Origin of the sequence: Micrococcus sp. MS-ASIII-49, from assembly GCF_000946635.1 — a bacterium.
GTDB lineage: Bacteria > Actinomycetota > Actinomycetes > Actinomycetales > Micrococcaceae > Micrococcus > Micrococcus luteus.
Map to the genome: position 1 here is coordinate 1 of NZ_JXSP01000043.1, position 13,804 is coordinate 13,804.

Annotated in this window: 14 protein-coding genes; 3 read left to right on the forward strand and 11 right to left on the reverse strand. The window is 75.7% G+C overall.

Annotated elements, in window-relative coordinates; translation table 11 throughout:
• The 5 genes from SJ20_RS03075 to SJ20_RS03095 form a co-directional block, all read right to left on the reverse strand.
• The coding region (locus SJ20_RS03075) for a YafY family protein (protein ID WP_044658915.1) at positions 1–679 on the reverse strand (679 nt) is incomplete at its 3' end.
• Between the two features lie 11 nt (positions 680–690).
• A complete protein-coding gene (locus SJ20_RS03080; RefSeq protein WP_010078659.1) occupies positions 691–1,086 on the reverse strand; it encodes an FKBP-type peptidyl-prolyl cis-trans isomerase in 396 nt (131 codons plus the stop codon).
• Positions 1,087–1,118: 32 nt separating this feature from the next.
• Complete coding sequence (locus SJ20_RS03085) at positions 1,119–2,210, reverse strand: FKBP-type peptidyl-prolyl cis-trans isomerase (protein ID WP_041103792.1); 1,092 nt, start codon at positions 2,208–2,210, stop codon at positions 1,119–1,121.
• A gap of 37 nt (positions 2,211–2,247) precedes the next feature.
• Positions 2,248–3,642, reverse strand: a complete 1,395-nt coding sequence (gene pafA, locus SJ20_RS03090) for a Pup--protein ligase (RefSeq protein ID WP_041103794.1) — start codon at positions 3,640–3,642, stop codon at positions 2,248–2,250.
• A complete protein-coding gene (locus SJ20_RS03095) occupies positions 3,639–3,830 on the reverse strand; it encodes a ubiquitin-like protein Pup (protein WP_041103796.1) in 192 nt (63 codons plus the stop codon). Before SJ20_RS03095 ends, pafA begins: the two co-directional genes overlap by 4 nt.
• A gap of 124 nt (positions 3,831–3,954) precedes the next feature.
• Between SJ20_RS03095 and SJ20_RS03100 the strand changes: the two genes are divergently transcribed.
• Both SJ20_RS03100 and SJ20_RS03105 read left to right on the forward strand, forming a co-directional pair.
• Complete coding sequence (locus SJ20_RS03100) at positions 3,955–4,419, forward strand: pyrimidine dimer DNA glycosylase/endonuclease V (protein ID WP_036384792.1); 465 nt, start codon at positions 3,955–3,957, stop codon at positions 4,417–4,419.
• A 40-nt stretch (positions 4,420–4,459) separates the two neighbouring features.
• Positions 4,460–5,053 (forward strand): cyclodeaminase/cyclohydrolase family protein, encoded by a 594-nt coding sequence (locus tag SJ20_RS03105; protein WP_041103799.1) that lies wholly within the window; start codon positions 4,460–4,462, stop codon positions 5,051–5,053.
• A gap of 15 nt (positions 5,054–5,068) precedes the next feature.
• On the opposite strand, the gene dop is transcribed toward SJ20_RS03105, so the two are convergent.
• From dop to SJ20_RS03130, 5 genes are read right to left on the reverse strand one after another with little or no spacing between them, the layout of a single operon-like run.
• Positions 5,069–6,790 carry a depupylase/deamidase Dop gene (gene dop / locus SJ20_RS03110; protein WP_041103801.1) on the reverse strand — a complete coding sequence of 574 codons (1,722 nt, stop codon included), beginning with the start codon at positions 6,788–6,790 and terminating at the stop codon, positions 5,069–5,071.
• A complete protein-coding gene (gene arc, locus SJ20_RS03115; protein WP_044658916.1) occupies positions 6,787–8,541 on the reverse strand; it encodes a proteasome ATPase in 1,755 nt (584 codons plus the stop codon). The genes dop and arc overlap by 4 nt, the downstream gene beginning before the upstream one ends.
• Positions 8,542–9,606 carry a tRNA (adenine-N1)-methyltransferase gene (locus SJ20_RS03120; RefSeq protein ID WP_012750880.1) on the reverse strand — a complete coding sequence of 355 codons (1,065 nt, stop codon included), beginning with the start codon at positions 9,604–9,606 and terminating at the stop codon, positions 8,542–8,544.
• A gap of 16 nt (positions 9,607–9,622) precedes the next feature.
• Positions 9,623–10,750 carry a site-2 protease family protein gene (locus SJ20_RS03125; protein ID WP_036384807.1) on the reverse strand — a complete coding sequence of 376 codons (1,128 nt, stop codon included), beginning with the start codon at positions 10,748–10,750 and terminating at the stop codon, positions 9,623–9,625.
• A complete protein-coding gene (locus SJ20_RS03130; RefSeq protein WP_044658917.1) occupies positions 10,747–11,487 on the reverse strand; it encodes an HAD family phosphatase in 741 nt (246 codons plus the stop codon). Before SJ20_RS03130 ends, SJ20_RS03125 begins: the two co-directional genes overlap by 4 nt.
• A 91-nt stretch (positions 11,488–11,578) precedes the next feature.
• On the opposite strand from SJ20_RS03130, the gene SJ20_RS03135 reads away from it, so the two are divergent.
• Positions 11,579–12,529, forward strand: a complete 951-nt coding sequence (locus SJ20_RS03135; protein WP_052833426.1) for a proteasome assembly chaperone family protein — start codon at positions 11,579–11,581, stop codon at positions 12,527–12,529.
• Between the two features lie 22 nt (positions 12,530–12,551).
• Here SJ20_RS03135 and mshC read toward each other — a convergent pair.
• Positions 12,552–13,804, reverse strand: a 1,253-nt coding sequence (gene mshC / locus SJ20_RS03140) for a cysteine--1-D-myo-inosityl 2-amino-2-deoxy-alpha-D-glucopyranoside ligase (protein ID WP_235281244.1), incomplete at its 5' end; no start/stop codon positions are given.

The following is a 13,804-nucleotide window of genomic DNA, read 5'->3' on the forward strand; positions in this document are numbered from 1 at the left end:
CGACGCGGCGCGGCTCCCCCTCCATCCGGGTGAGCCGGAAGCTGCGCTCGGCGCCGCGGTCGAGGTCCCAGCCGGTGAGGTACCAGCGGCCGCGCACGAGGGTGAGGAACCAGGCCCGCACGGTGCGCCGGGTGGCCCGCCCCCGCGCGTCGCGGTAGGGGAAGCGCAGCACGGCCTCGTCGGCCACGGCCTGGGTGAGGGCCTCGAGCCGGGGGTCGGCCCGGGGCATGAGGGTGTGGTACCCGGCCAGCTCGTCGTCGCCCGTGAGGTCGGTGGCCGGCTGGAACAGCAGGCCCACGGCGCGGACGACGTCGGCGCGCAGCGGCGAGTCGCCCCACAGGCGCCGCGCCCGCACGAGGGCGCGGCGCTCGTCCACGGTCAGGTCGAGGTCGCGCAGCAGCAGCGCATCGCGGACGACGCGGTGCCGCACCCCCGCCTCGCCCTCGTCGAAGCCCGCGGGTTCGAGCGTCTCCAGCGGGACCCCCACGGCGCGCAGCACGCGGCGGTCCCGCTGGAAGAGCTTCTCGAAGGCGGCGTCCGTGAGCCCCTCATAGCCGACGACCTGCCGTCGGATCCGGTCACGCTCGAGACCGTGCGGTGCCGAGAGCAGCAGCCACAGCAGCGAGATGATGCGCTCGGCGGCCTCGTCGCCGGCGCGCCGCGGGGCGGGTGGGGTCACGGGGCCCGGGGTCAGTCGACCGAGACGAGGTCGCAGACGAAGATGAGCGTCTCGTTCGGCCCGATCGCGGAGCCGGCGCCGCGGGCGCCGTAGCCCAGGTGCGGCGGGATCTCGAGGCGGCGGCGGCCGCCGACCTTCATGCCGAGCAGGCCCTGGTCCCAGCCGGCGATGACCTGGCCGACGCCGACGGTCAGGGGCAGCGGGGTGCCGCGGTTCCACGAGGCGTCGAACTCCTCGCCGGTGGACCAGGCCACGCCCACGTAGTGGACCTGCACGCGGGAGCCGGCCTCGACGGCCGGGCCGGAGCCCTCGATCAGGTCCTCCACCACGAGCTCGGTGGGCGGGGTCTCGCCCGGGAAGTCGATCTCGGGCTTGGTGCGGTCGTAGTCGCGCTGTCCGAAGGACACGGTGCTCTCCTCTTGGGTTCTCGTGGACGGGGTCAGTTCGCCGACGGGGTGGCGGACGCCTGGGCGTCCAGGATGTCCACCACGAACAGCAGGGGCTCGTTCTCGCCGATGTCCGGCGGGCTGCCCTGCTCACCGTAGGCCTTCTCGGCCGGGATCGACAGGAGGACGCGCGAGCCCACCTTCTGGCCGGCCAGACCCTCCTTCCAGCCCTCGATGACCTGGTTGAGGGAGAACGTGATGGCCTGACCCGTCTCCCAGGACGAGTCGAAGACCTCACCGTCGGACCACGTCACGCCCTCATACTGCACGGTCACGGTGTCGTCCGCGCCGACCTCGCGGCCCTCGCCCTCGATCAGGGGCTGGACCACCAGCTCCTGGGGCGCCTCGCCGTCGGGCTTCGCGATGCTCGGCCGGCCGCTCTCCTCGTCCACGGTGACGTCGGGCAGGCGCTCGTCCCGCTCGGTCACCTCTTCGCCCTCGGCCTGCTTCGGCAGGATGGCGTCGATCTTGTAGACGAACAGCTGGGCGGGCTGCGTCTGGGTGGAGGGGGAGGCGCTCGGCGACGCGCTCTCGGTCTGCGGGACGGAGACGTCGTACTCGGGGCTGTACGCGGCGACGATCGTGCCGGCGCCGTTGCCCACCAGCATCTCGTGGATCTCCGGGTTCATGGACTTGAGCTGGTCGTCCACGGGCACGGCTTCCGGTTCGCCGCTGAAGTTCTCGGCGACCACCTCGCCGCTGGCCGGATCGACGACGGCGATCGACATCTTCAGGACGTCGCCCTCCTGCACCTGCTCCCCCTCGCCGGCGGTCAGCACGCGCGTGGTGGGCTGGTCGGTGTCGATCTCCCCGTCGATCTCGACCGTCGGCGCCCCGCCGTCGCCCTCCGTGAAGGTGACACCCGTCAGGGCGTCCGGCTCCCCCTGGCCCTCGCCGACGGCCGCCCGCTCGGGGGCGGCCGACGTGGAGGCCGACGCGGTGTCACTGTGGGGCTGGTCCGCGCCGTCGTCGCCGGTGGCGCAGGCGGTGGCCAGCATCAGGCCTGCGGCGCCGAGGGACAGCAGCGGCAGCAGGCGGCGACGGCGGCGGGCCGTCGGGGGCTGGGGGGTCTCGAACGAACTCATGCGGGTCACCCTAACGGCGCGTCCTGGACGCGCGCTGTCAGGCGATCCGCTCGAACAGCCGGTCGACGGCGGCCGACGACGTGTCGAACGGGTCCTTCGTCACGATCGCGTGCAGCGGATGGTCGGTGAGCTTCAGGGTCGTCCAGTCGACGGCGTAGTCCAGGCCGCGCTCCCGGGCGCGGGCCACGAAGTCCGCGCGCACGCGGGCCCGGGTGGTGGGCGGGGCGGTCTCCACGGCGGACCGGGCGGCGTCCTCGGGCAGCAGGCGCGCGACGGCGCCGCGCCGCAGCAGCAGGCGGAACAGCCCCCGGTCGGGGTCGATGTCGTGGAAGGCCAGGTCCAGCTGGGCGAGGCGGGGCGCGTCCCAACCCAGGTCGTGGCGGGCCCGGTAGTCCTCCAGCAGGCGCAGCTTGATCGCCCAGTCGATGCGGTCCTCGATGCGGGACCGGTCACCGGTGCGGACGGCGTCGAGCACCTCGCCCCACAGGGTGAGGACCTCCCCCACCCGGTCGTGGTGGGCACCCTCCGCGGCGACGAAGGCGCGGGCCCGCTCGAGGTAGTGCTCCTGCAGCTCGAGGGCGGAGGCCTCCCCCTCCCGGAGCGCGATGCGGGCCGTGCCGGTGAGGTCGTGGGAGATCTGCCGCACCGCGCGGGTGGGGTGGGCGACGACGCGGTCCCCGAGCGGGAAGCCCGCCTCGATCATCCGCAGCAGCAGGTCGGTGGCGCCGAAGCGCAGCAGGTGGGTGTGCTCGGAGAGGTTCGTGTCCCCCACGATCACGTGGAGGCGCCGGTACTCGGAGGCGTCCGCGTGCGGCTCGTCCCGCGTGTTGATGATCGGCCGGGACCGCGTGGTGGAGGAGGACACGCCGTCCTGCACGAAGTCGGCGCGCTGGGAGAACGCGAAGTGGGCCGGGCCCTCGCCCTCGGGCCACGTGCCGGCGGGCACGACGCGGCCCGCGCCCACGAGGATCTGCCGGGAGACGAGGAACGGGACGAGCGCCTCGGTGAGCCGCCGGTACTCGGTGCGCCGGCGCAGCAGGTAGTTCTCGTGGGAGCCGTAGGAGCTGCCCGAGGAGTCGGCGTTGTTGCGGTAGAGGTGGATCCGGCCGCCGACCCCGTCCGCGGCCATGCGCTCCTCGGCCTGGACCACGAGGTCGTGCAGCAGCAGGTCCCCCGCCCCGTCCGAGGCGATGAGCTCGTCGAGCGTCGAGCACTCGGCGGTCGCGTACTCGGGGTGGGAGCCGACGTCGAGATAGAGCCGGGAGCCGTTGGCCACGAACACGTTCGAGGACCTCCCCCACTCGACGACGGGCCGGAAGAGGTAGCGGACGACCTCTTCGGGACTGAGCGGGCGCCCCTGCGGGTTCCAATGCTGGACGCCGTACTCCGTCTCCAGCCCGAGGATCCGGCGGGCGCGGTCCGCGTCGGTCACTGGCCGCCCTTCTGGACGAAGCCCTTGACGAACTCCTCGGCGTTGGACACCAGCACCGAGTCGATCTCGTCCAGCAGGCTGTCCAGGCCCTGGTCCTGGGCCGCGGGCTTCACGTGCGCCTGGCCCGCCGCGGCGCCGGTCTCGTCGTCGCCGCCGGACGGGCGTGGGCGGATCTGCTCCTGGGACATGGTGGCCTCCTCGTGCGTCGACGCGGGTCGGTGTGCTCCGTCCGCGTCCACCCATCCTGCCCCACGCGCGGGCCACGTTTCAGCCCCACGTCCCCGGGTTGCCCCACGCTGGCAGGATGGGGGCATGCGCCTGTGGACCCTTCATCCCCGCCACCTCGACCGCCAGGGCCTGACGGGCGCCTGGCGCGAGGCCCTGCTCGCGCAGGCCGTCCTGGCCGGCCGCACGCGCGGATATCGGGACCACCCGCAGCTGCTGAGGTTCCGGGAGCACCCGGACCCGTCCGGCGCCGTCGGTGCGTTCCTCTCCGGCCTCGAGGCCGAGGCCACGGCGCGCGGCTATCGCTTCGATCACTCCCGGATCGACCGGCCGTGCCCCGCCCCCGACGGCGCCGTGCGCATCCCGCCCGCCGGTCTCGCACCGATCCCGGCCACCACGGGCCAGCGCGACCTGGAGTGGCGTCACCTGTGCGCCAAGCTGGCCGCGCGCAGCCCCGCCTGGCTCGAACAGTGGTCGGACACGCCCGTCCCCGACGTGCACCCGCTGTTCACGATCGTCCCGGGGCCGGTCGCGTCCTGGGAGCGCGCCTGAGGGCGGGCCGCGGTCGGGCCCGGTCTGGCACCGTGGGGGCATGATCCGCGACGAGAGCATCGAGAGCTATCTGGGCCGCCTCGCCTCCGGCGAGCCCACCCCCGGTGGCGGCGCGACGGGCGCGCTGGCGGTCGCCGAGGGCGCCGGACTGCTGGCCATGGCGGCCCGGTTCAGCGCAGCCGAGGAGGACGCCCGGGCATCGGAGGGCCTGATCGCGGCGTGCCTCGGCCTCGCCGACGGCGACGAGCGGGGCTTCGGCGCCGTGGCCGAGGCGTTCGGGCTGCCCCGCGACACCCCGGAGGACCGGGCCCGGCGCTCGGCCGCGATCCAGGCCGCCCTGGCCGAGGCCGTCCGGCCACCCCGCGGGATCGTCGATGCCGCCGCGCGTGCACTGGACCTGGCCGAGCGTGTGCTGGACGCGGCGAACCCGAACGTGCTCTCCGACGTCGGTGCGGCGCTCGGCTGCGTCCGGGGCGGCCTCACCGCCGCCGCGGTGACCCTCGAGACCAACCTGGGCCCCCTCCGCGACGAGGGCCTGGAGGGCGTCCTGCGCACCGACGTCGACCGGGCGGACCGTCTCGTCGCGCGGGCGGACGCCCTGCTGGGCCGCGTGCGCGCGGCCGTCACGGGCTGAGCGCCCGCCCCCGCCTCAGGCCCGTGCGCCGAACAGCGGCGCCAGCGTGGCCACGAGCGCCTCGTCGTCGGGCCGGGGCGCGGCGGCGTCCTCCCACCAGCCGGGCAGGTCCACGGCGGCGCCGACCAGCGGCTCGGCCAGGTGCAGCCGGTGCACCCGCTCCCCCGCCCCGCGCAGCAGCAGCGTCTCCCACGCGGCGCCGGCCACGCGGTCACCGTGGCGGCCCACGAGGTTGCCGCGGGTCCACGCGCGGGTGGCCCGCGGCGGCGTGGCGACGGCGGCACGGATCTCCGCCTCATCGGCGAGCGTCCGGAGGGCGCCGGCGGCCACGAGGCGGCGGTGCAGGGAGCGGGCCGGGCGGAGGTCGGCGTACTGCAGGTCCACCATCGCGAGGCGGGGGTCGGTCCAGTCCGCGCCCGTGCGGGCCCGCAGGCCCTCGAGGACGCGCAGCTTGGCCGCCCAGTCGGCGCGGTCGCTCAGGGACAGCGGATCCGCGGTGGCGTCGTCGAGGTCGACGGCCCAGGCGTCCAGCACTTCGCGCGTCTGCGGATCCGCCGCCCCGAAGGCGGCGCAGTGGGCGCGGGCCGCGTCCAGGTAGGACCGCAGGATCTGCAGCCCGGTCCAGTGCCGGCGCACGGGGCCGTCCGCGGTGCGTTCGAGCAGGGGCACCGTGGCCCGCAGGCCCGGGTCGTGGCTGATCGTCTGCAACGCGGCCACCGGGTCGTCCAGGGTGAGCCGGGGCGCCGTCCCGGCCTCGGCCATCGCGAGGACGAGCGCGGTCATGCCCATCCGCAGCCACGTGGCGTGCTGGCTCAGCGTCGCGTCGCCGATGATCACGTGGAGCCGGCGGTAGGCCTCGGGGCGGGCGTGCGGCTCGTCCCGCGTGTTGACGATCGGCCGGTGGATCGTGGTCTCCAGGCCCACGGGCTCCTCGAAGTAGTCGGCCCGCTGGGACAGCTGGAAGCCCGGCCGCTCCCCCGCCGGGCCGAGTCCCACGCGGCCCGCGCCCACGAGCACCTGCCGCGCCGCGAAGAACGGCAGCAGGACGGCGGTGAGCTCCTCGAAGTCGAGGGACCGGGCCACGAGGTAGTTCTCGTGCGCGCCGTAGGACTGGCCCTTGCCGTCCACGTTGTTCTTGTAGACCAGCACCTCCGGGGCGCCCTCGGCCTGGCCGATGTGCTCGGCCGCCGCCTGGGCGACCAGGTCCCCGGCGGCGTCCCACACCATGGCGTCCCGCGGGGTGGTCGTCTCCGGCGACGAGTACTCCGGGTGGGCGTGGTCCACGTACCAGCGCGCGCCGTTGGCCAGCACGGTGGACAGCAGCAGGTGCACGGGCTCCCCGTCCGGGCCCACGAGCGCCTCGTCGGTCAGCTGCGAGGGGTGCGCCGCCGAACGCGGCAGCCGCCAGCCGCGGGCGTCCACGAGCGGCGACTCCCCCGTGTAGTCCCACTCCGTGCCGGCCACCGCCGAGCCGGACCGGGTCGCCAGGTCCGCGTACGCGTTCACGAGCTCGACCGAGAGCACGCTGTGGTGCGCCCCCGGGTTGGCCGGCGCGTGGATGCCGAACTCGGTCTCCGTGCCCATCACCCGGTGCACGCCCCAGCCGGCGGCGTCCCGCCCGTTCGGGGGAACGGCCGCGCCGTGGAAAAGCCGGCGCTGGCCCTCGAAGGCGGGGGTCGGGCCGACGTCGACGGCCCGGGCGAAGCCGTCCGCGGCCCCGCGGCCGAACGCGCTCATGCCTCGACCCCCCGGACCATGCGCAGCGAGCGCAGCCGAGGACCGCGCCAGCCGGAGGTGCGCGCCCACTCGGCGGGCGCGACCGTGGCCAGGAGGTCCGTCTGGTCCTCCAGCACCGCGGCCACGGCCTCGCGCAGGTGGCCCTCGCGGACGCCGAGCGCGGCCGGGGCCTGGCCGGCGGCCAGGTAGTCGCGCACCGCGTGCCGCTTGGCGCGGTCCACGACGTCGGCCACCACGGCGCCCGAGACGAGGTCGGCCAGGTGCAGGGCGTGGGTCGTGCCGGACACGTCCGTCAGCTCCGCCAGCGCGGTGTCCGCGCCGCGGTCGTAGAGGGCGGCGACCGTCCGGGCGATGAGCGTCGCGCGGGCCGCGTCCGCGGAGCCGGCCGCGACGACGTCGTCGGCGTGCAGGGGCACGTCCGCGGTGAGGTGTTTGGCCATGATCTCCGCGGCGCCGGCGGCGTCGGGACGGTCCACGCGGATCTTCACGTCCAGTCGGCCGGGGCGGAGCACGGCCGGGTCGATCATGTCCTCGCGGTTGGAGGCGCCGATGACGATCACGTTCTCGAGGGCCTCGACGCCGTCGATCTCGGTGAGCAGCTGCGGGACGATCGTGGTCTCCACGTCCGAGGAGACGCCGGAGCCGCGCGTGCGGAACAGCGACTCCATCTCGTCGAAGAAGATGACCACGGGGAAGCCGGCGTCGGCCTTCTCGCGGGCCCGGTCGAAGATGACGCGGATCTGCCGCTCGGTCTCGCCCACGTACTTGTTCAGCAGCTCGGGCCCCTTGACGTTGAGGAAGAACGAGCGCTCGCCGTCCGCGCTGCGAACCGAGAGGGCGTTGGCCACGGCCTTGGCGAGCATGGTCTTGCCGGTGCCGGGCGGGCCGTACAGCATGATCCCCTTGGGGGCGCGCAGGCCGTGCTCGCGGTAGACCTCGGGGTGCAGGAACGGGATCTCGACGGCCTCGCGGATCCGGTCGATCTGCGGGCCGAGGCCGCCGATGTCCTCGAACGTGACGTCCGGGACCTCTTCCAGCAGCACCTCGTCCACCTCGGACAGCTCGACCCGCCGCAGCGCCCATTCGACGCGGGCGTCCACGGTGACGGCGTCCCCGTGGCGCAGGTCGACGCCCTCCAGCGCGGGCGCGCGCCGCACCACGCGCTCCTCGTCCGCCGTGCCGGCCAGGACGAGGCCGCCGTCGGGCAGCGCCTCCTTGACGCGCAGCAGCTGACCCGACCCCGTGCCCGGGGCGACGCCGACGATCGAGCTGGACTCGTCCAGCAGCACCTGGGCGCCGGGGGTGAGGCGGGCGGCGTCGAGCAGCGGGGAGACCGTCACGCGCAGCCGCCGGCCGTTCTGCACGACGTCCGCTCCCCCGCGCACCACGGCGCCGGTCTCCACGCCCTCCTCGGGCTCGCGCGGGGCGTGGACGGCCTCGAGGGTGGCGAAGGTGAACGGCGGATGCGTGACGGCGTCCAGGTTCTCCTTGAGCGTGGCGATCTCGGCGCGCGTGGCCTCGAGCAGCTCGACCATGCGCCGGTTGTTGCGGGCGGCCGTCTGCGTCTGGGCCTCGGCGGCCCGACGGCGTTCGCTCAGGCCGGCGGCGTGCCGCTGGGCGGACTGCAGCTGGTGCCGCAGCCGTTCGGCCTCGGCCTGGGATTGCCGCAGCAGCTCCCGCGCCTCGGCGAGGCGCTGCTCGGCGTGCTCCGTGCCTGATTGCGCGTGGTGGTCCACCGGTGCTCCGTCCACTCAGTCCTGCTCCCCGGTCGGGGTCCTCCCACCGTACGCGTCCACGCCCTGCTCGGCGGCGCGTGACCGCGCGGCCATGAGGCGGGCCTCCTTCGCCGCCTTGCGCGCCTTCTTGTCCGTGACCGGCCGTTCGCCGAGGGCCTCGGGCGTCCACCGGGCCTCGTCGGCCGGCTGCCAGGCCTCGACGTCCTCGGCCTTGAACTCGGAGACCTTGGAGCGCTTCTTCAGGCGCAGCGCCTCCTCGCCCGAGGCCAGGCGGCGGGCCGTGAGGAGGAAGCCGGTGTGCGCGACCATGCGGTGGTCGGGGCGCACGGCGAGCCCGTCCAGGTGCCAGCCGCGCACGAGGGTCTCGTTGGCCTCGACCTGCGTGAAGCGGCCCGAGTCCCGGATGGCCTCGGCCACGCGGGAGAGCTGGGTGGCGGTGGCCACGTAGTTCAGCCACACACCGCCGGGGGCCAGGACCTCGGCGACGGCGTCGAGGCATTCCCAGGGGGCCAGCATGTCCAGGACCACCCGGTCCACGGAGCCCGGCTCGTGGACCTTGGGCATCTCCTCCTGCGCGTCGCCGAGGTGCACCGACCAGGCGGGGTGCTCGGCGCCGAAGAAGGCCTCCACATTGGCCCGGGCGACGTCCGCGAACTCCGGGCGGCGCTCGTAGGAGTGCAGGCGACCGTGGTCGCCCACGGCGCGCAGCAGGGACATGGACAGGGCGCCGGAGCCCACGCCGGCCTCGACCACGACGGCGCCCGGGAAGATGTCCGCCTGCTGCACGATCTGCGCCGCGTCCTTCGGGTAGACCACCGTGGCGCCGCGGGGCATGGACAGGACGAAGTCGTTCAGCAGGGGGCGCAGCACCTGGTACGGCTGGCCGGCCGAGTTCTCGACCACGACGCCCTCGAAGCCGCCGATCAGGTCGTCGTGCCGCAGCACGCCCTGGTAGCTGTGGAACTCCCCGCCGGGCAGCAGGGTGATCGTGTTGAGGCGGCCCTTCGCGTCCTTGATCTGCACGCGCTGGCCGGCCCGCAGGGGGCCGCGGCGCGCGCTCACGCCGGTGGGTTCGGTCATGGGGGGCTCCTTCGGTTCAGGGACGCCGCGTCGCGTCGACGGCGGCGAGGATCGTCTCGCGGGGCACCACGGAGCGCACGAGGCCGTGCGCGTCGGTCAGCACCCACACGGGGGTCTGGGGGTCGGCCAGGCGGGAGGCCAGGTCGGGACCGGCGGCGGGGACGTCGTCGCGGACGAGGACGGCCTCCGGAGCCAGGGCGACGGCGACCGCGGCCAGGGCGGTGGTCGTGCGGCGCGCCGGGGTCAGGCCCGCCGCGGCCGTGTGGTCCAGCACGCCGCGGGGCCGACCGGCCCCGTCCACGGCCACGACGGCGCGGCGGCCGCCGTCCGCCTGGGCCAGGGCCTCGGCGACGCAGAGGTGCTCGGGCAGGGCGATGGCGGGCGCCTCGACCTGCTCGAGCCGCAGGGTCTCCAGCCGGCGGCTCCAGCGCCCGTGGCGCACGGCGTCGTCCGCGCCCCGCCACAGCGTGAGGGCGACCCAGGCCGCCAGGACGACGACGAACAGGTCCGGCGCGCGGCCCGCGAGGGTCGGGGGGCCGAACACCGCCGCGAGGACGCCCACCGCGACGACGCGCCCGGCCCAGCCGGCCGCCTCGACGCCACGGGCCCGGGAGCCGGTGGCGGCCCAGACGGCGGACTCGACCATGCGGCCGCCGTCGAGCGGGGTGCCCGGCAGCGCGTTGAACGCGGCCAGGAGGAGGTTGGCCCACACCGTGACCTCGAGCAGCAGGGCGGGGACGGACGGGCCGGGCACGGCGCGGGCCGCCAGATGGGCGAGGCCCGCGAGCACGAGGTTCGCGGCGGGGCCGGCCATCGCGGTGAGGACCGTGTCCAGCGGTCGGGCGGACGGGCTGCGGAACTGGGTGTGCCCGCCCCACAGGGTGAGCGCGATCTCCTCGGTGCGCTGGCCGAAGGCGCGGCCGGTGAGGGCGTGGGCGGCCTCGTGGACCAGGACGGAGAGGGCCAGGAGCACGGCGTACCCCAGGGCGACCCCGTAGGCGCCGCCGTCGAGCGAGGGCAGCGCGCGCTGGATCTGCGGGCCGAACGCGAGGGTGATGACCGCGGCGATCAGGAGCCAGGACCAGGACAGGCGCACCGGCGCGCCGGCGATCGTGCCCAGCCGGACGGAGGCGGGCCCGCTCATCCGGGCTCGTCCGCCCCGGGCCTGCGCGCGGCGGCGATCCGACGGACCGCGGCGAGGTCGGCCGGCGTGCGGCCGGCGAGCGTCGTCCACTCGACGGTCGCGAGCCCCGCCGGCAGCGGCAGCACGCTGGGCACGCCGACCGTCGGCAGGCCCGCGGCCACGGCCGCGCCGACGCCCACCGGGGAGTCCTCGACCGCCACACAGTCGGCGGCCGTCAGCCCCGGTGTCCGCTCGGCCAGCAGCTGCAGGCCCAGCTGGTACGCCTCCGGGTCGGGCTTGCCCCGGGAGACCATGTCCCCCGAGACGACGACGTCCAGCGTGCCCGCCGGCGCCCGCTCGGCCAGTGCGCGGGCCAGTGGGGCATGGGACATCGTCACGAGGGCGCCCGGCACGCCGGCCTCGGCGAGCGCGACGAGCAGCTCCCGGGCGCCCGGCCGCCACGGCACCCCGCCGACGACCCCCTGGACGACCTCGTCCATCGTCAGGTCGATGATCCGCTGCACGGGCAGGTCCAGACCGGCCTCCTGCAGGCGGCGCGCTCCCTCGTCGAGGGGGCGTCCCACGAGGGAGGCGGCCAGGTCCTCCGACCAGGTGCCGCCGTGCTCGACCACCAGCCGGCGCTGGACGGCGTTCCACAGGGGCTCGGTGTCCACGAGGGTGCCGTCCATGTCCCACAGGACGGCGCGCGGCAGGCGGCGGGCACGGTCGTCCGGGGCGGGCGCGGGGTGGCGGGGCATGGAGTGCATCCTATCGAGCGCCGCCGCCGGGGTGTGCCGGGCGGGTCGCGGGCCGTGACCCCGTCGTCGGGCCGTGTCTAGGCTGGCCGCCATGACCGACGCTACCTCCGAGGACCAGCCGGACGACGTCCTGGGCCCGCTGCGGACCCACCTGACGGCGACCGTGGACGCGCTCGAGGCCGGGCGGCGGGCCCCCACGGTCCTGCTGCTGGCCTTCGAGGGGTGGAACGACGCCGGGGAGGCCGCGACCGGGGCCCTGGGCGCGCTGCGGGAGCAGTGGGACGCGGCGGACGCGGGACGGGTGTGCGACGGCGAGTTCTACGACTACCAGGTCACTCGACCCCTGGTCCGGCGCGACGCCGACGGGCTGGGGACGCTGGACTGGCCGGCGGTCACCCTGCACGAGGCGCTCCTGGACCGTGAGGGTCGGCCCGTCGCGGGCGAGGCTGCCCCGCCGGACGGGGTGCGTGTGCTCCTCGCCGTCGGCGTGGAGCCGAACGTGCGGTGGCGCGCGTTCCTCGAGGAGCTGTTCACGGCGGCCGACGCGCGCGACGTGGACGCCGTCGTGACGCTGGGCGCGCTGCTGGCGGACGTGCCCCACACCCGGCCCCTGCGCGCCCGCCCGACCTCGCCGCTCGTGGACGTGCGGGTGGCCGTCGGCGCGGACCGTCCGGTCTACGAGGGGCCCACCGGGATCATCGGCGTCATCGCGGACGAGGCCGCGCGCCGCGGCCTGCCGAGCCTCTCGCTGTGGGGGACGGTGCCCCACTACGTGGCCCAGGCGCCCTCCCCCAAGACGCTGCTCGGGCTGGTCGAGGCGGTCGAGGACCTGCTGCACGTGAGCGTGTCCACGCGCGGGCTCGAGGACGACGCGAGGGCCTGGCAGCGCGGCGTGGACGAGCTGGCCGCCGAGGACCCCGACGTCGCCGCCTACGTCCGGCAGCTCGAGGAGGCCCAGGACACCCAGCAGCTGCCGGAGGCCTCGGGCGAGTCGATCGCGCGGGAGTTCGAGCGCTATCTGCGCGGGCGCGGCGGACGCTGACGCCCGGCCGCGCCCGGCGGGGTCAGCGCAGGCGCAGACCCAGCAGCGCCGCCACGACGTCGACCACCGGCAGCGGGTCGGCGGCGGCCTCGGCCAGGCCCGGCAGGGTGCCGGCCGCCCATGCGTCGAGGGCCTCCAGCGCGCGGGGGGCGTCGAGGTCGTCCGAGAGCGCCGCGTGCACCGCGTCCAGCACGGCGACGCCGGCGGCGGCATGCGGTCCGTCCAGGGCGGCGCGCCAACGGGCCACCCGCGCCTGGGCGTCGGCCAGCACCTGCTCGGACCACTCCCAGTCCGACCGGTAGTGGTGCGCGAGGATCGCCGCGCGGACGGCCACCGGCTCGACGCCCCGCGCCCGCAGGCGGGAGACGAGTTCGAGGTTGCCGAGGGACTTGGACATCTTCTCGCCGTCCAGGGCCACCATGCCGGTGTGCGCGTAGGTGTGCGCGAGCGGCAGGCCGTCGACGGCGGTGGCGTGCGCGGCGGAGAACTCGTGGTGCGGGAACCGCAGGTCGGAGCCGCCGCCCTGCACCGTGAACGGCGCCGGCAGGTGGGCCCGGGAGATCACGGAGCACTCGATGTGCCAGCCGGGCCGGCCGGAGCCGAGCGACCGACCGTCCCAGGCAGGCTCGCCCTCGCGGTGCACGCGCCACAGCAGCGGGTCCAGCGGGTCGCGCTTGCCGGGGCGGTCGGGATCGCCTCCCCGCTCCGGGAACACCGCGGCCATCTCGTCCAGGCCCATCGCGGAGACCTGTCCGAGGCGCCAGTCGGTCGCGGACTGGGCCGCGCGGACGTCGAAGTAGACGTCCCCGTCGGGCTCGCCGTCGCCGCCCGGCACGCGGTAGGCCCGGCCCGCCGCCAGCATCGTCTCGACGGCGTCCACCACCAGGCCCACCGCCTCGGTCGCGCCGACGTAGTGGTCCGGGGCGAGCACCTCGAGGGCGGCCATGTCCGCACGGAACAGGTCGGTCTGCTCCTCGGCGAGCGCGCGCCAGTCGACGCCGGTCGCCTCGGCCCGCTCGAGCAGGGGGTCGTCCACGTCGGTCACGTTCTGGACGTAGGCGACCTCGAGACCGGCCGCGCGCCAGTAGCGGTGCAGCAGGTCGAAGGCCACATAGGTGCTCGCGTGGCCGAGATGCGTCGCGTCGTACGGGGTGATCCCGCAGACGTACAGCGAGGCGCGCTGCGCGTCGTTGCCCGGATGCCGAGTCCGTCCCGTGGCGGTGTCGTGCAGCCGCAGCCGGTCGGGGCGGCTCGGCACGGCGGGCGGGGCGGGGG